The 21,294-nt window shown below is 65.3% G+C and carries 2 protein-coding genes; both read right to left on the bottom strand.

Annotation, left to right across the window (positions count from 1 at the left end; translation table 11 throughout):
- Window positions 1-19: 19 nt before the first annotated feature.
- Entirely contained in the window at window positions 20-8,317 is an 8,298-nt protein-coding gene (locus QRN33_RS19280) for a non-ribosomal peptide synthetase (RefSeq protein ID WP_285409572.1), read from the bottom strand.
- On the bottom strand, window positions 8,314-21,279 hold the full coding sequence (locus QRN33_RS19275; RefSeq protein WP_285409571.1) for a non-ribosomal peptide synthetase: 12,966 nt from the start codon (window positions 21,277-21,279) through the stop codon (window positions 8,314-8,316). Before QRN33_RS19275 ends, QRN33_RS19280 begins: the two co-directional genes overlap by 4 nt.
- Window positions 21,280-21,294: the final 15 nt, after the last annotated feature.

The following is a 21,294-nucleotide window of genomic DNA, read 5'->3' as shown; positions in this document are numbered from 1 at the left end:
TGCAAGACGTCCACATCAATCAGGAGAGCATTGCCTTGGCCGGCCGTTTCAGCCCCTCGTGCCACCACGCGGCGAAACTCATTACGTTGGGTGCCTTGAGCAACGTGAAATGGTTGCCCGGGCCGTACCACACCGTCAGATCCGTCACCTCGCGACGCCAGCCTTCTACCATCGCCGCCTGCTCGCGCTGATTGCCCGCCGCATCCAGTGTCGGATCGTCCACCAGCGCCAAGCGCACCGGGCCGCTGTAACGCTGACGCGGTTGATAAACCGTGCGCAGGGCGCTGGCGAAGGTACGCGTCGAGCCAAGCAAGGACTGCGGCGTTGTCCGCGCCGACAGCACCCCCGCACGCACCATGCCTTCGTGCAACAAACGCAATTGCGTGGCGTCATCGGCCTCGGCGAAAACCTCGGCATCGATGCCCAGGGAGGTGCCTGACGACAGTTGCAACGCCTCGATCAGCCGCTGCAATGCAGCGGTCGCGGTGTAGGGTTTGCCGATCACCCCGTTGCCGCCGGGGGATTCACTGTCGATCAGCGTCAATGACGCCACTTCGCGCCCCTCGGCCTGCAATTGCGCGGCCATGGCATGTGCCACCCAGCCGCCGAAGGAATGTCCGATCAAGTGCAGCGGGCCGTGCGGATAGAGTTGCTCAATAGCGCGCTGGTAAAACCGCGCCGCCGCCTCGACCTGACTGTGCGGCACCGCGCCGCCGTCCAGCCCGCGCGGTTGCAGACCATGGATCGGCCACTCGGAACCGAGGGCCTCGGAGAGATGAATGAAGCCGGTGACACTGTCGCCGGCACCCGGCACGCAGAAGATCGGCGCCCGGGCACTGTCGCCAGTCTGGATGGTCACCAACGGTTGATAGACCGGCAATGCCGGCGCCTGGGCCGCCTCCAGTGCCTGACCGATGGCCTGACCCAGCGCTTGAATATGCGGCGCTTTCATCATGCTCTGGTGATCGCCGGGCACATCGATGCAGTGCAACTCGGCATTCGGCAGATCTTCGGCCCAGCCGAGGGTCGGGCTGAGCGGCGCCATTACCGCCGACCGTTGCTGCGCGCGGAACACATGCAGCGGCACCGGCAGCGGACTGATGCGGTAATGCGCCAGCGCGTGTCCGTGCGCCACTTCGCGATCAAGGTAATGCCAGGCATCCGCTGCCGTGGCAACCGCCAACTCGGGATGGAGCAATTGCTGCTGTTGGCAGCGCTCGAGCAGTTCGGCGAAGGTCAGGCTTTCCAGTTCGGCTTGCAACGCTGTCAGCGCCGTCAACCCGCGCTGGCCATCGTCGCCAAGGCCAAGCCAATGCGCAGTGCAATGCAGAAGCAATTGGCGCTTGTGCACGTGGGCATCGTTCCAGCGAGCCTTGTGCGGATCGGCCAGGCGCGGCACATAGCTGTCGATCAGGCCGATGAACTCGACCCTTTCGTCCAGCCCCAGCAATTGCTGGGCGACTTCATAAGCCAGCACCCCGCCAAACGACCAGCCTGCCAGTCGATAAGGCCCGTGGGGCTGTCTGCGACGAATGATCCCGACCATGCGGGTGGCCAGGCATTCGAGGGTGCGCAGTTGCGGCTGGCCGAACTCGATGCCGGGCAAACCGTAAATCGGAAAACTCCCATCGATGTGCCGTCCCAGCGCCGGGAAATACACGTCGCGACCGCTGAATTCATGCACCAGAAACAACGGCGTGCCGAGATCGCCAGCGCGTACCACGATCAGCCCCGGTTCCTCCTCGATGACGCCGTCACGTTCAGCGAGCAGCGCAGCCGCCGCCTCGATGCTCGGGTGCTGGAACAGCTCGGCCAGGGTCATCGGCAGACCGGCCTGCTGCATCTCGTTGACCAGCCGCACCGCCAGCAGCGAATGCCCGCCCAGTTCGAAGAAGTTGTCGTGGCGACCCACCCGTTCAACCTGGAGAACCTCGCGCCACAACTCGGCGAGACGGCTTTCCACGGCATTGCCCGGCGCCTCGTACACGCGGTTGAGCATTGCCTCTTGCGTCGGTGCCGGCAGGGCCTTGCGATCAATTTTGCCGTTGTTGTTCAGCGGCAACGTCGCCAGTCGCACCCACGCCGACGGCACCATGTATTCCGGCAGCCGGGCCTGCAACAACGCGCGCAGCGTGGCGCTTTGCAGCTCGGCATCGGCGGCGCTGTAATAGGCGACCAAGCGTGTTTGCGTGCCGTCTCGCCGCGCCAGTACCACCGCCTCTTTAACGCCGGGGCAACTGAGCAGGCGGTTTTCGATCTCGCCCAGCTCGATGCGGAAACCGCGAATCTTCACCTGATCGTCATTGCGACCGATGCACTCAAGTTGCCCCGGCGCGAGCCAGCGCACCAGATCGCCGGTGCGGTACATCATCGCTTCGGGCCGTCGGCTGAACGGGTCGTGGAGGAATCTCTCCGCCGTCAGCTCGGGACGATTGAGGTAACCCAGGGCAACGCCCTGCCCGCCGATGTACAACTCACCGGTAACGCCGAACGGTACCGGTTGCTGACAGCCATCAAGCACATACACCTGAGTGTTGGAAATCGGCCCGCCGATCGGCACGCTGTCGGCATCCTCGGCGACGCTCTGCACGGCAAACGTGGTGGCGTAAGTGGTGGTTTCCGTTGGCCCGTAGCAATGCACCAGACGCAGCTGCGGCGCCTCGGCGCGCAACTTGCGAAACGCCGCCGGATCGCCGCGCTCGCCGCCGCAGAGCAGAATGCGCAAGCTCTTGAGGGCGTCGGGAATCAGCTGCACATACTGGTTGAACAGCGCGGTGGTAACGAACAGGATGCTCGCGCCGCTGCGCTTGAGTTCGGCGCCGAACGCCTGCGGATCGAGCAAGGTGGCATGCTCGATGATCGCCACTCGCGCGCCGTTGAGCAGTGCGCCCCAGACGTCCATGGTGCTCGCGTCGAATGCCGGGTTGGAGGCGAATGCCACGCAGTCCTGCCGATTGAAATCGGCGTAGCCGTTGTTGATCACCAGCCGGGTGATCGCCCGGTGCGGGACCATCACGCCTTTGGGCATGCCGGTGGAGCCGGAGGTGTACATGATGTACGCCAGCGACGCTGCCGACTGCGGCAGATCCGGGTTGTGGCTGGGCTGAGCGCCGAGCGCCAGCCGATCAAGATCGATGCGCCGTGCGGCAAACGTCAGCGTGGTTGTGCTGTGGCTCAGCAGCGCGGCCGCCTGGCAATCCTCGACCATGAACGCCAGACGCTCGCTCGGTGCATGAATATCCAGCGGCACCCACGCTGCCGCGCACTTGCCGATCGCCAGTTGCGCGATCAGCAGATCCAGCGAGCGCGGCAACAGGATCGCCACCGCATCGCCGGGTTTCACGCCCTCGCCGAGCAGATGATGCGCCAGCCGATTGGCCCTGCGGTTCAACTCGGCATAGCTTAGCGTCTGCTCGCCATGCAGCGCGGCGACAGCGTCGGGTTGTTGCAAGGCCAGCGCTTCGAACAACCGCTGCACCGTGTCGTTCTGCGGGTACTCGCGCTCGGTGTCATTGAAGTCCACCAGCAAGCGCTGGCGTTCTTCGTCCTGCACCAGCGGCACCTGATCGAGCAGCGCCTGATCGTTGGCAACCATGGCCTGCAGCAATTGCCGCAGGTAACCGACGAAACGCTGCACCGTGGCTTCATCGAACAGCGCCGTGGCGTATTCCAGCCAGCCGCCAATGCCCTCGGGCGTGTCGCCGAGGGTCAAGGTCAGGTCGAACTTGGCAAAGTGACTCGGCTCGGCCACCGCTTCCAGGGTCAGATCGCCCAGGGCCAGCGCCGGGCCGTCGCTGTTGCGCCAGTTGAACATGGTCTGGAACAACGGACTGTGCGCCAGACTTCGCACCGGCCGGGTGATTTCCACCACTTGTTCGAACGGCAGATCCTGATGCGCCTGGGCTTGCAACGTCAGCGCCTTGACCCGCGCCAGCAGCGCTGCGCCGGTCAACTCGCCGGAGGTATCGATGCGCAGCGCCAGGGTGTTGACGAACAGGCCGATCATGCCCTCGACTTCGACCCGATTGCGGTTGGCCACCGGCGAGCCGACGACCACATCGGTCTGCCCGGCCAGACGCCCGAGCAATACTGCCCAGGCGCTGAGCAGGGTCATGTACAACGTCACGCCGTGGCGCTGGCTCAAGGCCTTGAGCCCGGCGCTCAAACGCTCATCCAGTTGCAGGTCAATGCTGCTGCCGGCGTAGTCCTGCTGCGCCGGTCGCGGCCGATCGGTGGGCAGGGTGAGCAAGGCCGGCACCTCGCGCAAGGTGCGTTGCCAGTATTCGCTCTGACGCTGCAATACCTCCCCGCTCAACCAGCGCCGCTGCCACACCGCGTAGTCACTGTATTGCAGGGTCAGCGCCGGCAACGGATCGTCTTCGCCCTGACTGAATGCCTGATACAGCGCCATCAGTTCACGGGTCAGCACGCCCATCGACCAACCGTCAGAAATGATGTGGTGCAAGGTCAGCAGCAGCACGTGATGATCATCGGCCAGACGCACCAGACGTCCGCGTATCAGCGGGTCATCAAGCAGATCGAACGGCCCCGAGGCTTCGCCCTGAATCAGTGCCTGCAATGCCTCGTCCGCCTGCGAGTGCTGGCGCAGATCCTCGACGCGCAACAGCAGGCCGCTGTCGACCGGCGCGATCAGCACCTGAGCGTCGCCATCCAGCGGAGCGAAGCGGCTGCGCAATGTCTCGTGGCGCGCGACGATACGCGCCAGCGCGCGTTGCAGGGCAGCGGCGTCGAGGGCACCGCGCAAGCGCAGGGCGATCGGGATGTTGTAGGCGGTGTTGGCGCCCTCCATCTGCGTCAGAAACCAGAAGCGCTGCTGCGAAAACGACAGCGGCAGCGCCGTTTCACGTGGTACCGGCAGGATCGGCGGTTGCGTGCAGCGCCCGGCCTCGGTCAACACCTGCGCCACCGCCGCCAGCTCGGCGTTGGCAAACAGGTCGCTGAGCACCAGCTCGACGCCCAGTCGCTGCCTGACCTGAGCGACCATGCGCATGGCCAGCAGCGAATGCCCGCCCAGTTCGAAGAAATGGTCCTCGCGCCCTACCCGCTCGACCTGCAACACCTCGGCCCAGATGTCCGCCAGTGCGGTCTCAACTTCGCCCTGCGGCGCGGCGTATTCGCGGGCGAACAGCGCCGAGCGTTCGGGTTTCGGCAGGGCTCTGCGGTCGAGTTTGCCGTTGGCGGTCAGCGGCAGTTCGTCGAGTTTGACCAGGGCGGACGGCACCATGTATTCCGGCAGTTGGCTCAGCAGCAGCGCGCGCAGTTCAGCCACGGCCAGCGCCTGCACCTGAGCCTGCTCGGTGAAATACGCCACCAGCCGCGGCTGCCCCGGCTGATCCTCACGGGCCACGACCACCGCTTGCTGAATTCCGGGCAGCTGATTGAGGCGGTTTTCGATCTCTCCCGGTTCGATGCGCACGCCGCGAATTTTCACCTGATCGTCGTTGCGCCCGAGGTACTCCAGGGTGCCGTCGCAGCGCCAGCGCGCAAGGTCGCCGGAGCGGTACATGCGTGCCTGCGGCGCACTGCTGAATGGATCGTGCAGGAAGCGTTCGGCGGTCAGCTGCGGCTGGTTCAGATAACCCCGGGCGACGCCGCTGCCGCCGATGTACAACTCGCCGACCGCGCCGATCGGCACCGGGCGCTGTTGCTCGTCGAGCAGATACACCGTGGCATTGCTCACCGGTTTGCCGATGTGCAACGCATCAGCGCTGTCGATGCGCCCGGAAGTGGCGACCACCGTGGTCTCGGTCGGGCCGTAATTGTTGATCACGTCGAAACGCTGGTTGCGCGAGAACTGGCGCAAGCGGTCGCCGCCGATCAGCAGCGTGCGCAAGGTCGGGTGTTCCAGGTGTTGGCTGAAGGCGTATTCGGCCACCGGCGTGGGCAGGAAACTCACGTCCAGCGGCTGCGCGCGCCACCAGTCGAGCAAGGCGTCGATGTCTTCGCTGCCGTCATGGGCCGGCGCAATGTGCAAGGTCGCCCCCGCGCACAGCGCCGGCCAGACCTCCCAGGCCATGGCATCGAAACCGAATCCGGCGAGGCTCGAAGTGTGGCGGCCGGCACACAGGTCAAAGGCCGCACAGTGCCAATCGACGAGGTTGGACAGGGTGTGGTGTTCAACCATCACGCCCTTGGGCAAACCGGTCGAGCCGGAGGTGTAGATCACGTAGGCCAGATGGCTGGCCTGCAGATTCGGCAGCTGCGGGTTGCGGGTGATGCCCAGCGGCCAGGTGCGCGGGTCGAGATTGAGCACCGGCACCGCCAGCAGCGGCAAGCGGTCGCGCAGATCGGCGCTGGTCAACACCGCGACCGGGGCACTGTCGCGCAGCAGATGCAGCAGGCGTTCGGCCGGGTGCGCCGGATCGACCGGCACATAACCGGCGCCGGCCTTGAGGATCGCCAGCAAACCCACCAGCGCGTGCAGCCCGCGGCGGGCGACGATGGCAACGCGGTCATCAGGCTGCACGCCCAAGTCGATCAACTGGTGCGCCAGCGCATTGGCGCGGTGGTTCAACTCGGCAAACGTCAGCGACTCGCCCAGATGCACCGCCGCCAGCGCATCCGGCCGCGCCAGCACTTGCGCTTCGAAACGCTGCTGGATCGGCAGCGCCGCCGGGTAATCGACCTGACTGGCATTGAACCCGTGCAACAGTTGCTCGCGTTCGGCGGCGGGCAGTACCGACAACCGATTCAGCGGCGTCTCCGGCGCGTGTTCCAGCGCCGACAGCACTTGTTCCACTGCGTGCAGCAGATAGGCGCAGAGACGTTCACCCTCAACGGCGCGGGTGGCCAGCAAGGTCAGGCTGAAGCGGTCGCCGAAGTCATCGATGCTCAGGGTCAGCGGATAATTGGTGCGTTCTTCCGAACGCAGCACGCTGATGCCTTCCCACGCGGCAAGTGCTTCGGCGCTGGCATTGGCGCTGGAAGCGCTGTGCCGATAGTTGAGCAGCGTGCTGAACAATGGCGACGACGCGACCACGCCACTGCAACGCTGCGCCAATGCCAGCGGCGCATGTTCGTGACGCATCAACGTGGTCAGCCGCGCGTGCGTAGCCTTGATCGCCTCACTGACCGCCAGCGCCGTGATGTCGACCCGCAGCGGCAAGGTGTTGATGAAGATGCCCAGCGCTCGTTCGGTGCCTTCGGCGTTGTGCATGCGCCCCATCAGCACCGTGCCGAACACCACGCTCGCTTGCCCGGTGAGGGCGCTCAGCACCTGGCCCCAACCGAGGTGGAACAGGCTGGCGACGCTGACGCCCTGGCGGCGTGCCTGCGCGCGCAAGCGACGCTCCAGTGGCGGCTCGAGCGCCTGACTGAATTCGACGATGTCACTGCCGTCGCCGTGCACACTCTGCAAGCCGTAGGGCAGCGTCGGCTGGTCGATGTCAACCAGCATGTCGCGGAAAAACGCTTCGTGTTGCGCCTCGCTGATGCCCAGGCGTGCCTGCGCCACGTAATTGCGAAACGGCACCGGCGCGCCCAACCGCGCGGCGTGCCCGCTCAGGCAAGCCTGCAATTCCTCGCTGACCACCGCCAGTGCCGAGTGGTCCATCGCCATGTGATGAAACAGCAGCATCGCGACGATGCGTTGCTCGCGTTCATCCCAGGCATGCGCCAGCCGCAACAGCGGCGCGCGGGTGACGTCGAGGCGAAACTGGCGGGCGTCGAAACGGGCGTGCAATTGTGCCAACGCATCGCCGCCATCGGCCTCCAGCCGCACTTCTTCCAGCGGCAGGCGCGCCTCACGCATGACCACTTGCAACGGCGTGTCGAGACCTTCCCAGAACACTGCGGTGCGCAGGATGTCGTGGCGGTCGATGACCGTCTGCAAGGCATCGACGAATGCCTGCAAACGCTGCGCTCCGCTGAACGCGAAATGCGCCTGCATGACGTAGGGGTCGCCGTGTTGCGCGCTGACGTGGTGATAGAGAATGCCTTCCTGCAACGGCGTCAGCGGATAGATGTCCTGCACGTTGGCAGCGCCGCCGGGAATGCCTTGGAGAAGCTGATCGAGGCTCTCCTGGCTCAGTTGCGCGAGGGTCAGCATTGCCGGGGTGATGTGGGTGCAGCCGGCCGCAATACCATTGGCCGGTACCTCGACCTGGCCGACCCTGGCCGCTGAATATTCGCCGGCCTTGATCAGCTCGATCAGCGCCGCCTTGTGTTCGCGCAACGACGCCAGCAATGCCGGATCGCCCAGCGCCTGCTTGTTGCCATTGACGCGCAACTGGTCGTCCGTGACCGTCAACTGGATGTCGCGGGCTTTGAGTGTCGCCAACAAGGGATTGAGGTTCACAGGACGATCTCCATTCTTTCCGTGATTGCTGCGTAACCGGCCAGCGTCGGTTGTTCGAACAACGCCCGCACGTCGGCCTCCATGCCTTCCTGTTGCAACCGGCCGACCAGACTCACCGCCAGCAACGAATGCCCGCCCAGCTCGAAAAAGTGGTCATGCCGCCCTACCCGTTCGACATTGAGCAACTCGCACCACAGCCGCGCCAGGGTGATTTCCAGCTCGCCGACCGGCGCCTCATACGGCCGGCTGATCAGCGCATCCTGATTCGGTGCGGGCAACGCCTTGCGATCGAGTTTGCCGTTGGGGCTGAGCGGCAACCGATCGAGATGAACGAAAGTCGCCGGGACCATATAGTCCGGCAAACCGTGCAGTAACGTCGCACGCAGGATGTCGATGTCCAGCCGCGAGCCGGTGTAGTACGCCACCAGGCGTTTGTCCCCCGGCACGTCTTCGCGGGCCACTACCGCCGCCTCCTGGACGCCGTCGATCCGGCTCAGGCAGGCCTGGATTTCACCCAGTTCGATGCGCAGGCCGCGAATCTTCACCTGATCGTCATTGCGCCCGAGGTATTCGATATTGCCGTCGGCACGATAGCGAGCGATATCGCCGGTGCGGTACATACGCGCTTGCGCCTGGGCGCTGAACGGGTCGCGCAGAAAACGTTCGGCGCTGAGCTCGGCGCGGTTCAGATAGCCGCGCGCCACCTGCACGCCACCGATATACAGCTCGCCGACAACGCCTTGCGGCACCGGTTGTTGCTGCGCGTCGAGGATGTACATCCGCGTATTGGCGATCGGTTTGCCGATCGGCGTATTGTCCGGCGTGTCCAGCAGCGGCCCGGCGCAATTCCACGCGGTGACGTCCACCGCCGCTTCGGTCGGGCCATACAGGTTGTGCAACTGACTGGCGGGCAACTGCTGTTTGAAACGCCGCACCAGACTGCCGGGCAACGCCTCACCGCTGCACATCACCTGGCGCAACCCGGCACAGCGCTCGGTCTGGCCGTGGGCGAGGAACACGTCGAGCATCGATGGCACAAAATGCACAGTCGTGACCTGTTCGCGCTCGATCAGCTCGCTCAGGTAGACCGGTTCCTTGTGCCCGCCAGGACGCGCCAGCAGCAGGCGTGTGCCGGTCATCAGCGGCCAGAAAAACTCCCAGACCGATACGTCGAAACTGAATGGCGTTTTTTGCAGCACGGTGTCCGCCGCCGTCAGCGCGCAGGCATCCTGCATCCACAGCAAACGGTTGACCACTGCGCCGTGCTCGTTGGCCACGCCTTTCGGTTGACCGGTCGAGCCAGAGGTGTAGATCACATAGGCCAGATTCGCCGACGTCAGGCCGCTGACCGGCGGATTGCTCGCCGGCAAATCGCGCCAGGTCTCCTGCTCCAGATTGATCACCGGCACCGCCAGTGCACCGGCCAGCGCAGCCGTGCTGCCTTGCACCAGCACCGCCAGCGGTGCGCTGTCGGCAAGCATGTAGGCGATGCGTTCGCCCGGGTAGTCCGGGTCCAGCGGTACATAAGCGCCGCCAGCCTTGAGGATCGCCAACAGGCCAACAACCATGGCGACACTGCGTTCGACGCAGATCGCCACCCGCGAGTCCGCCTGCACCCCGAGTCCGATCAGGTGGTGGGCCAGACGATTGGCGCGCTCGTTGAGTTGCTGGAAATCCACCTGTTGATCAGCCATCTGCACGGCGACGGCCTGCGGCGTGCGCAGCACTTGAGCTTCGAACAGACCGTGCAGGGTTTGCTGCAAGTCGTAATCGACCGCCGTCGCGTTGAAGTCGAACAGCAAGCGCTGACGCTCGGCATCCGGCAACACCGATAACTGCTCGATCGGTTGCTGCGGCGTCTGTTCCAGGGCATCGACCAAGCGCTGCAACGCTGTTTCCATATAGCGGCAGATGCGCAACGCACCGACCTCCGCCGAGGTGATCGCGCTGAGCCTGAAACCCGTGCCAAAGTCGTCGACGTTGAGGCTCAGCGGATAGTTGGTGCGCTCCTCGCTGTGCAAGGTCTCGATGCCTTGCCAAGCCGGGTGCGCTTGCGCTGGCGTCGCGCTGCCATGGCGATAGTTGAGCATCGCGCTGAACAACGGCGCCGGTGCGGCGATCCGGCTGCAACGCTGGGCCAGCGCCAGCGAAGCATGCTCATGCGCCAACAGGCCGGTGAGTTGCTCATGGGTGGCCGCCAGGGCCCCGCGCACCGTCTGCGCGCCCAGATCGACGCGCAGCGGCAAGGTATTGATGAACATGCCGAGCCCGCGATCCGCCCCCGCCCCGCCCTGCATCCGGCCCATCAGCACGGTGCCGAACACCACCCGCTGCTGGGCGGAGGTGGCGCCCAGGACTTGCGCCCAGGCCAGATGAAACACGCTGGCGACGCTCATGCCCAGCTGTCGCGCCTGACTGCGCAGACGCTGTGCCAGCGCATCGGGCAGTGCCAGCGCCGCTTCCTCATAAGTACCCGCCGCAGCATTGACCTCATGCAGACCGAACGGCAGCGTCGGTTCATCGACATCGCCGAGCATGTCGCGGAAGAACCCTTCGTGCTCCGCCTCACTGATGCCCAGCCGCGCCTGCGCTACATAGGTGCGGTACGGCGCCGCCGGGGGCAGCGAGCGCTGTTCGCCAGCGAGGCTGATCTGCATTTCTTCGCGCACGACTTCCAGTGCCGTGTGATCGAGGGCGATGTGATGGAACAACAGCAGGCCGGCCACTTGTCCGGTCGCCGGATCGCGGGCGTACAACAAGCGGATCAGCGGCGCCTTGCCGAGATCCAGCGAACGCGTCGACAGTTGCTCGAACGCGACTTCCTCCACCGGCAATTGCGCCTCGCGCCACACCACTTGCACCGGCGCGGCGAGGCCCTGCCAGACGATCGAAGTGCGCAGGATGTCATGGCGCGCCATGACCTGACGCAACGCACGGGCGAACGCCTCGACGCGCTCGACACTGGCGAACGTCAACCGTGAATGCAGCACGTACGGGTCGTTCTGCCCGGCGGTGATGTGGTGGTAGAGAATGCCTTCCTGCAACGGCGCCAGCGGGTAAATGTCCTGCACATTGGCCGCACCGCCCGGCACCGTGGCGACGATGCGCTCGATGCTGGCCTGATCCAGTTGCAGCAGGCTGAGCATGTCGGGCGTGATGTAGGTGCAGTTCGCGGCGATGCCGTTGGCCGGCACCACAATCTCGCGGCCGCTGCCGACCGCCGCCGCCAGCGCCGCCAGTGTCGGCTGGTTGAACAGCACACGCACGTCGGTAGTCAGGTCGATCTGACGCATGCGTTCGATGACGCTGACCGCCAGCAACGAGTGCCCGCCGAGCTCGAAGAAGTTATCGTGGCGGCCAACCTGCGCAACCCTGAGCACCTCGCTCCAGATCTGCGCCAGCGCGGTTTCCACCGGGCCCTGCGGCGCTTGGTACTGACGGCTGAGCCAGGCGCTTTGCTCCGGTTCCGGCAAGGCCTTGCGGTCGAGTTTGCCGTTGGTGGTCAACGGCAAGGCGTCGAGGCGCACGTAGGCCGCCGGCAGCAACGCTTGCGGCAAGCGCGATTGCAAATGCTCACGCAGGTCCTCGAGATCGAGCGGCCCACGCGCGGTGAACCACGCCAGCAACTGCCCGTCGCGCACTTGTGCCACAGCGTCCTGCAGCGCCGGATGACTGGCCAGCGCCGCTTCGATTTCGCCGAGTTCCACGCGCACGCCGCGCAGTTTGACCTGATCGTCATTGCGCCCCAGATACTCCAGCGTGCCGTCGGTGCGCCAGCGCACAAGGTCGCCGGTGCGATACATGCGCGCCCCAGGCTCATGGCTGAACGGGTCGGCGAGGAAGCGCTCGGCGGTCAACTCATCGCGGTTCAGGTACCCCCTGGCCACGCCTGCGCCGGCGACGTACAACTCGCCTCTGACCCCAACCGGCAACAGCTGCTGCCGGCCATCGAGGACATACACCCTGGCATTGGCAATCGGTCGGCCAATATGCAACGCCTGCCCGGCCGCGATGCGCCCCGAGGTCGCCACCACCGTTGCCTCGGTCGGGCCGTAGTTGTTGATCACTTCGAAATTCTGGTCACGCGGGAATTGCCTGAGCTTGTCGCCGCCGATCAACAGCGTGCGCAAGGTCGGATGGCCCAGCTCGCGGCTGAAGGCATATTCCGCCACTGGCGTCGGCAGGAAGCTCACCTGCAACGGCTGCGCGCGCCACCATTCGAGCAACTCATCGAGGTGTTCATTGCCGATCGACGCCGGCGGGAGGTGCAACGTCGCGCCCACGCACAAGGCCGGCCAGACCTCCCAGGCCATGGCGTCGAAACCGAATCCGGCGACACTGGCGGTATGGCTGCCGGCGCGCAGATCGAAGGCTGCGGCGTGCCAGTGCACCAGGTTTTCCAGGGTGCGGTGTTCGACCATTACGCCTTTTGGCTGGCCAGTGGAGCCCGAGGTGTAGATCACGTAGGCGAGATGATCGGCCGTCAAACCGCCGACTTCAGGATTGCGGTCCGGCCGGTCATGCCAACGCTCGTCGCCAAGATCGATCACCGGCACCGCCACCCTGCCCGGTTCCACGCCGGACACCAGCAGCGCCAGCGGTGCGCTGTCGGCCAGCAGATAGGCAATGCGTTCGGCCGGATGTGCCGGGTCGATCGGCACATAGGCCGCGCCAGCCTTGAGCACCGCGAGCATGGCCAGCAGCATGTGCGGGCCACGCCGGGTGGAGATCGCCACCCGCGCGTCGGGCCGAACGCCCAGCTCGAGCAGGTAATGCGCGAGGCGGTTGGCCTGTTGATTGAGCTGCGCATAGGTCAGCTGGTGTTCGCCCGCGTGCAGCGCCAGCGCGTGCGGGTTGAGCAGCGCTTGCGCTTCGAACAGGCGGTGCACCGTCTGCGCTGGCGGGAAGGCCACAGCGCTGGCGTTGAACTGTGTGAGCACTCGTTCGCGCTCGGATGGCGGCAGGATCACCAGCCGATCCAGTGCCTGTTCGGGATCCTGCTCCAGAGCCGCCACCAGCACTGCCAGCGCGCTGTGCATCAGCTCGCAGACCCGTTGCGCACCAACCTCGGCGGGCGTCAGCACCGACAAATCAAAGCCCTCGCCGAGATCGTTGATGCTCAGCGTCAGTGGATAATGGCTGCGCCCCTCATGAGCAAGAAACTCGATCCCCTGCCACGCCTCCTCGTCAGACTGGCGCGAGGCGCTGTGCCGATAATTCAGCACCGAACTGAACAGCGGCAACGGTGCGGCAACCGCACTGCAACGCTGGGCGAGCGCCAGTGAAGCGTGTTCGTGACCGAGCAGCGCAGCCAGCCGCTGATGCACGCCGCGCAGTGTCGCACCGACGCTGGCCTCATCAACGTCGACACGCAATGGCAAGGTATTGATGAACATCCCCAGTGCCCGATCGGCCCCCGCACCACCCTGCAGGCGACCGAGCAACACGCTGCCGAACACCACGCGCGGCTGCCCGGCGGTGGCCGCCAACACCTGCGCCCAGGCGAGGTGGAACAGACTGGCCGCGCTGACCCCGAAACTGCGCGCCTGCGCCCGCAAACGCCTGCTTAACTCAAGCGGCATTGCGCTGACATGCCCTTCGATGTCCCTGCCGTCATTTTCAACTTCACGCAAACCGAACGGCAGGGTCGGCTCGTCGACGTCGCCGAGCATCTCGCGGAAGAATATCTCGTGTTCCTGCTCGCTGACGCCGTGGCGAGCCTGTGCCACGTAATTGCGATACGGCGCTGCTGCGGGCAGTGGCTCGCTATTGCCGAGCAGGCTGGCCTGCATCTCCTGCCGCACCACCTCCAGCGCCGTGTGATCGAGGGCGATGTGATGGAACAGCAACATGGCGACGACCCGTTTGTGCTCAGGGTCATCGGCATACACCAGGCGCATCAGCGGCGCCTGACCGAGGTCGAGGCGCCAGTGCCGGGCGGCGAAACGCCCTTGCAACTGGGCAAGCACATCACCTTCTGCCGGGTCCAGCGCCACACCGTCGACCGCTAACGGCGCCCGTCGCCAGACCACTTGCTGCGGGCTCGGCAATCCCTCCCAGACCACGCTGGTGCGCAGAATGTCGTGGCGCTCGATAATGCCCTGCAGGGCTTTGGCGAAGGCATACAGGCGGTCGATGTCGGCAAAGGCCAGACTCGATTGCAGCAGATACGGATCGCCCGCGCCGGCGCTGATGTGGTGATAAAGAATGCCCTCCTGCAGCGGCGCCAGAGGATAAATGTCCTGCACGTTGGCCGCGCCGCCCGGCACCGTGGCGACGATGCGTTCGACACTGGCCTGGTCCAGTTCGCTCAGGCTCAACATGTCCGCGGTGATGTGGCGGCAGTCATCGGTAATGCGATTGGCCGGCACCTCGATTTCGCGACCGCTGCCCAGCGCCGCCGCCAGTGCGGCGAGGGTCGGCTGGCTGAACAGCACCCGCACATCGGCGCTCAGGCCGAGCTGGCGCAGGCGCTCGATCAGGCTGACGGCGAGCAACGAATGCCCGCCCAGTTCGAAGAAATTGTCATGCCGACCGACCTGCACGACCTTCAGCAGATCGCTCCAGATCTGCGCCAACGCCTGCTCCAATGGACCTTGCGGCGCTGCGTATTCGTGGCTGAGCCAGGCGCTGTGATCCGGCTCCGGCAAGGCTTTGCGGTCAAGCTTGCCGTTGGCGGTCAGCGGCATCGCCTCGACGCGGACATAAGCGGCGGGGATCAGTGCCTCGGGCAGTCGGCTCTGCAAGTGGCGGCGCAGATCAGCGATGTCTACCGCGCTGCGCTCGCTGAACCACGCCAGCAAGCGCCCGTCACGGACCAGCACTACTACGTCTTGCACGGCGCTGTGCGTACTCAGCGCAGCTTCGATTTCCCCCGGCTCGATGCGCACGCCGCGCAGTTTCACCTGATCGTCATTGCGCCCCAGATATTCGAGCGTGCCGTCGGCGCGCCAACGGGCAAGATCGCCAGTGCGATACATGCGCCCATGTGGCTCATCGCTGAACGGATCTTCGAGGAACATGTCGGCACTCAGTGCCGGGCGATTCAGGTAGCCACGAGCGACCCCGGCGCCACCGACGTACAGTTCGCCCTGCACGCCCACCGGCACCGGTTGTTGCTGACTGTCGAGCAGATAGATTTTGGCATTGGCGATCGGCCGACCGATGTGCAACGCCTGCCCCGCCTCAATGCGCCCGGACGTCGCCACCACCGTGGCTTCGGTCGGCCCGTAGTTGTTGATCACGTCGAAGGTCTGGTTACGCGGGAACTGCCGGAGCTTGTCGCCGCCGATCAACAACGTGCGCAGGGTCGGATGGCTCAACTCGCGGGTGAACGCGTACTCGGCCACTGGGGTCGGCAGGAAGCTCACTTGCAATGGCTGCGCGCGCCACCATTCGAGCAATTCATCGAGGTGTTCATTGCCGATCGATGCCGGTGGCAAGTGCAGGGTCGCGCCCACGCACAAGGCCGGCCAGACCTCCCAGGCCATGGCGTCGAAACCGAACCCGGCGACGCTGGCGGTATGGCTGCCGGCGTGCAGATCGAAGGCTGCGGCGTGCCAGTGCACAAGGTTTTCCAGAGTGCGGTGTTCGACCATGACGCCTTTTGGCTGGCCGGTAGAGCCGGAGGTGTAGATCACGTAGGCGAGATGGGCCGGGGTCAGCGCCGGCAACTGCGGGTTGGCGTCGGACAAATTTGCCCAGCCGTTATTGTCCAGATCGATCAGCGGCACCGTGCCGAGCAAGTCGCGGGTCGAGGCCTCGGCCAGCACTGCCAGCGGATCGCAGTCCTGCAGCAGATAGGCGATGCGCTCGCGGGGATGGGCCGGATCGACCGGCACGTAAGCCGCGCCGGCCTTGAGAATTGCCAGCAACGCGACGAGCATCTGCGGGCTGCGGCGCAGGCATACGGCGACACGATCGTCCGGCTGCACGCCGAGGCCGATCAGGTGCTGGGCCAGACGATTGGCGCGCTGGTTCAGCTGCGCGTAACTCAGACGCTGCTCGCCCTGCACCGCCGCCCAGGCGTCGGGATTCGCCAGCGCTTGCGCCTCGACCAGACGCTGCACGGTCTGCGCGGGCGGGAATGGTTGCGTGGTGTCGTTGAAGCCGAACAACACTTGTTGGCGTTCGCCCGGCGAGACAATCGACAACTGCTGCACGGGCAGCGTCGGCGAGTATTCGAGGGCGTTCACCAGACTGTGCAGTGCGGTTTGCAGATAATCGCAAACCCGCACGCCGTCCACCTGCGGCACCGCCTGCACGTTCAGCAGGAAACCATCGCCGAGGTCATCGACGCTGACCACCAGCGGGTAATTGCTGCGCTCGCGGGAGCAGAGAATGTCGATGCCGTCCCATTCCACTGCAGCCGCGTCCGCCTGACTGTGACGGTAATTGAGCAGCGTGCTGAACAGCGGCGACGTCGCGGCGACACCGCTGCAGCGCTGGGCCAACGCCAGTGACGCCTGCTCGTGGCCGAGCAACTGCGCCAGGCGTTGGTGGGTGACACGCACGCTGTCCTGCACCGATTCGGCGCCGACAGTGACGCGCAACGGCAAGGTGTTGATGAACATGCCCAACGCACGATCGGCGCCAGCGCCGCCCTGCATGCGACCCAGCAGAACGGTGCCGAAGACCACGTCCTGCTGACCGGAAAACTGCGCCAGCACCTGCGCCCAGGCCTGATGCACGAGACTGGCGATGCTGATGCCGAGGCGCCGCGACACCCCGCGCAAACGTTGTCCGAGGCCATCGTCGAGGGCCAATTGGCTGTCAACGATGGCGCTGCCGTCGCCGAGCACATCCTGCACACCGAACGCCAGTGTCGGCTCGCTGATGTCGCCGAGCATGTCGCGAAAGAACTCCGCGTGCGCTTCGTCATCGGCGCCCGCGCGGGCCTGGGCCACGTAATTGCGGTATTGCACGGCTGGCGGCAGATCATCCGTGCGCCCGAGCAGCAGGTCGTTCATTTCCGCCACCAGCACTTCGAGTGCGGTGTGGTCGAGGACGATGTGATGCATCAGCAGGATGCCGACCCAGCGCTGATTGGCCTGGTCTTCGGTATAGGCAAAACGCATCAGCGGCGCCTGGGTCAGATCGAGGCGATAGTGACGCGGATCGAAACGCGCCTGCATCTGCTCCAGTGCGTCGCCGGCAAGCTCGTCGGCATCGACCCGCTCAAGATTCAGCGGCGCCCCGCGCCAGACCACTTGCACCGGCGCCTCCAGCCCCTCCCAGACCACGCTGGTGCGCAGAATGTCATGACGGGTAATCACGCTGTTCAAGGCGCGCACGAAGTCCTTGATCTGCGCCAGGCCGGCAAAGGCAAATTGCGCCTGCAGCACGTAGGGATCGCCGCTGTGGCTGGCGAGGTGGTGGTAGAGAATGCCCGCCTGCAACGGTGCCAGTGCGTAGATGTCCTGAACATTGCCGACACCGCCGGGCACACTGGCGATCACTGTGTCGATGCCAGCCTGATCGAGATCGGCCAACGGCAATTGCTCCGGGGTGATCGCCGTGCAACCGGCTTCGATACGATTGGCCGGTACGGCATGCACTTGTGTCGCGCCGAGGGTAGCCGCCAGCGCCGCCACGCTTGGCTGGCCGAACAGCACTCGCACATCGCAGTGCAAGTCGTGTTGACGCATGCGTTCGATCAGCTTCACCGCCAGCAGGGAATGCCCGCCGAGCTCGAAAAAGTTGTCATGCCGACCCACCTGCTCGACCCCGAGCAGGCTCTGCCAAATGCCGGCAATCAGGCTTTCCACCGCGCCTTGGGGCATTTCGAATCCGCGTCGCGCAAACGCATCACTGTCCGGCGCCGGCAGTGCCTTGCGGTCGAGTTTGCCGTTGGCGGTCAGCGGCAAGGCGTCGAGGCGCACGAAGGCGCTGGGCACCATGTAGTCCGCCAGCGAGTCGAGCAGCGTATCGCGCAGCTGCGCCACGCTCGGTTCTTCGCCTTCGGCAGCGGTCCAGTACGCCACCAGTCGCGTGTCGCCGGGGCTGTCTTCGCGGGCGATGACCACGGCGTCGCGCACACCGGCGCAGGCCGACAGGCGTGCCTGGATCTCGCCGAGCTCAATGCGAAAACCGCGGATCTTCACCTGATCATCGTTGCGCCCCAGATAGTCGAGACTGCCGTCGGCGGCCCAGCGCGCCAGATCCCCGGTTTTGTACAGGCGCGCATCGGCGGCGCGGCTGAACGGATCCCGAATGAAGCGCTCGGCGGTCAGCTCAGGACGGTTGAGATATCCGCGCGCCACGCCCGCGCCACCGACATACAACTCGCCGGTCACACCGACCGGCACCGGTTCGCCTTGAGGATCGAGCACGTACAGTTGCAGGTCGGCAATCGGCCCGCCGATCGGGCTGACACCGACCAATTGCGCATCGGCGGCCTGCAGCGGCCGATAGGTCACGTGCACGGTGGTTTCGGTGATGCCGTACATGTTCACCAACCGCGTGCCGGCGTTGCCGACCCGGGCGTACCACGGTTTGAGCAGTCCGGGCTCGAGTGCCTCGCCGCCGAAAATCACTTCACGCAGCGAATGCTGCAACCCACTGCGGCCCTGCGCGGCGATCAACTGGCGGAACGCGCCAGGGGTCTGATTGAGCACGGTGACGCCGCTGCGGCACAGCAGCGCATAGCATTCATCGGGCGCACGACTGACGGTTTGCGGAACCAGCAACAGTTGCCCGCCGAAGGCCAGCGCCCCCCAGATTTCCCACACCGAGAAATCGAAGGCGAACGAGTGGAACAGCGCCCAGACGTCGCGCTCATTGAACTGAAACCAGTGCGCTGTGGCGCAAAACAGCCGCGCCACGTTGCGATGCTCGACCATGACGCCCTTGGGCAAACCGGTGGAGCCGGAGGTGTAGATCACATAGGCCAGACTCGCCGGAGTCAGCCCGGCGATTTGCGGATTGCGCTCGGATTCGCCGCGCAGAGTGTGATCGTCGAGATCGATCAGCGGCACTGGCAGCGCGCCGACCCGCTCTCGGGTGGCGGCTTGCAGCAGCAGTGCCACCGGGGCGCTGTCCTGCAGGGTGAAAGCGATTCGCTCCTGCGGATAGGCCGGGTCGATCGGCACATACGCGGCGCCGGCCTTGAGCACACCGAGCAGGCCGATGATCATTTGCGGGCCACGCTCGACGCAGATCGCCACGCGATCGTCGGGGCGAATTCCCAGCCCCAGCAGATGATGAGCGACCTGGTTGGCGCGGTGATTGAGTTCGCCGTAGCTGAGGCTCTGCCCGTCGAACAGCAACGCGGTGGCATCCGGCCGGGCCTGGGCGTGCGCTTCGAATTGCTGATGAATCAATGGCGTATCGGGGAAATGCGCAAGCGCTGCATGGGCGCCGTGCAAGAGCCGTTCGCGCTCGGCGGCCGGCAGAATCCGGACGCTGTGCAGCGGCGTCGGCATGCTCGTCTGCAACGCATCGACCAGGCCTTGCAGGGTGGCCTGCAGATAATCGGCGATGCGTTGCGCGCCCAGACTCGACTCTGCGAGTGCGGTGATACGCAAGTCTTCGCCCAGGTCATCGATGTTGACGGTCAGCGGATAATTGGTACGTTCGCGCGCGCCCAGCACTTGCACGCCCGGGGCGATCTCGATGATTTCGGCGACTTCATCGACGCTGCTGTGACGGTAGTTGAGGATCGCGCTGAACAGCGGCGTCGGCACTGCCACCGCACTGCAACGTTGCGCCAGCGCCAGCGAGGCTTGCTCATGGCCGAGCAGCGCGGTCAGGCGGCGGTGGGTCAACAGCACGCCGGCGCGCACGTCGTCGGCGCCGACATCGACCCGCAGTGGCAAGGTGTTGATGAACATCCCCAGCGCGTGTTCACCACCCTCGCCGGCCGCCATGCGCCCGAGCAGCACGGTGCCGAACACCACCGCCGTGCGCCCGGACAATTCGCCGAGAACCCGCGCCAGGGCCAGGTGCATGACACTGGCCACGCTCACCCCCAGTTGCCGCGCCTGCTCGCGCAATTGGCGACTCAGGGCGCCGTCGAGCAGCAGCGAGACTTCTTCGATCGAGTGGCCGTCGCCCTGCACATCGCGCAAGCCGCAGGGCAGCGTCGGCTCGTCGATGTCGGCGAGCATCTCGCGGAAAAATTCCTCGTGGGCCGATTCATTTGCGGCCAGCCGCGCCCGCGCCAGATGATCGCGATACGGCACTGGCGCCGCCACTTGCGCGCTGTGCCCGAGCAGAAACGCCTGGGCTTCGCGACGGATCACGTCCAGCGCGAGGTGATCCATGATCAGGTGATGGAACAGCAACAAGGCAACCACGCGGCCATTGCCCGGATCGTCGGCAAACACCAGGCGCAGCAGCGGTGCCTGCCGCACATCGAGACGGAAATGCTGCGGGTCGTGGCGCTGTAACAGTTGCTCGAGCACCTCGCCATTGCCGTTCAATTCGAGCTCTTCGCAGTGCAGCGCAGCCTTGCGCTGGACCACTTGCAACGGTTCGTCCAGGCGCTCCCAGACAAACGAAGTGCGCAGGATGTCGTGGCGGCCGATCATCCATTGCAGCGCATCGGCAAAGGCTTGCAGGCGCTCACGATTGGCAAAGGCAAAGCGCGCCTGCGACACGTACGGGTCGCCCGCCGCTGCCGCCAGATGCAGATAAAGCATGCCCTCTTGCAAGGGCGCCAAGGGGTAGATGTCCTGCACATTCGCCGCACCGCCCGGCACACCGGCGACAATGCGGTCGAGGCTGACCTGATCGAGCGCCACCAGCGGCAGCATGTCCGGGGTGATGCGATACGCCGGACTCAACCAGTCACCGTTGTGCTGCGCGACCAGTTCCAGCAGTTGCGCCTTGTGAGCGGCGAGGCTGTCCCACAACGCATCATCCAGCGCGTCGTCACTGCCCAGAATGACCAGGTCTTCATCTTCCTGTTGAAGGCGGATCGCATGGGTCGAAATAACTGCCATCAGTTCGCTGAAATGCATGGGATAACCTGCTGT

The organism is Pseudomonas sp. FR229a, assembly GCF_030209115.1.
Classification (GTDB): Bacteria; Pseudomonadota; Gammaproteobacteria; order Pseudomonadales; family Pseudomonadaceae; genus Aquipseudomonas; species Aquipseudomonas moraviensis_A.
This window is presented reverse-complemented; position numbering and strand designations above follow the sequence as displayed.

Excerpts from the sequence above, each read along its gene's own strand:
- QRN33_RS19275 (WP_285409571.1), bottom strand. The coding sequence starts at position 21,279 with ATGCATTTCAGCGAACTGATGGCAGTTATTTCGACCCATGCGATCCGC.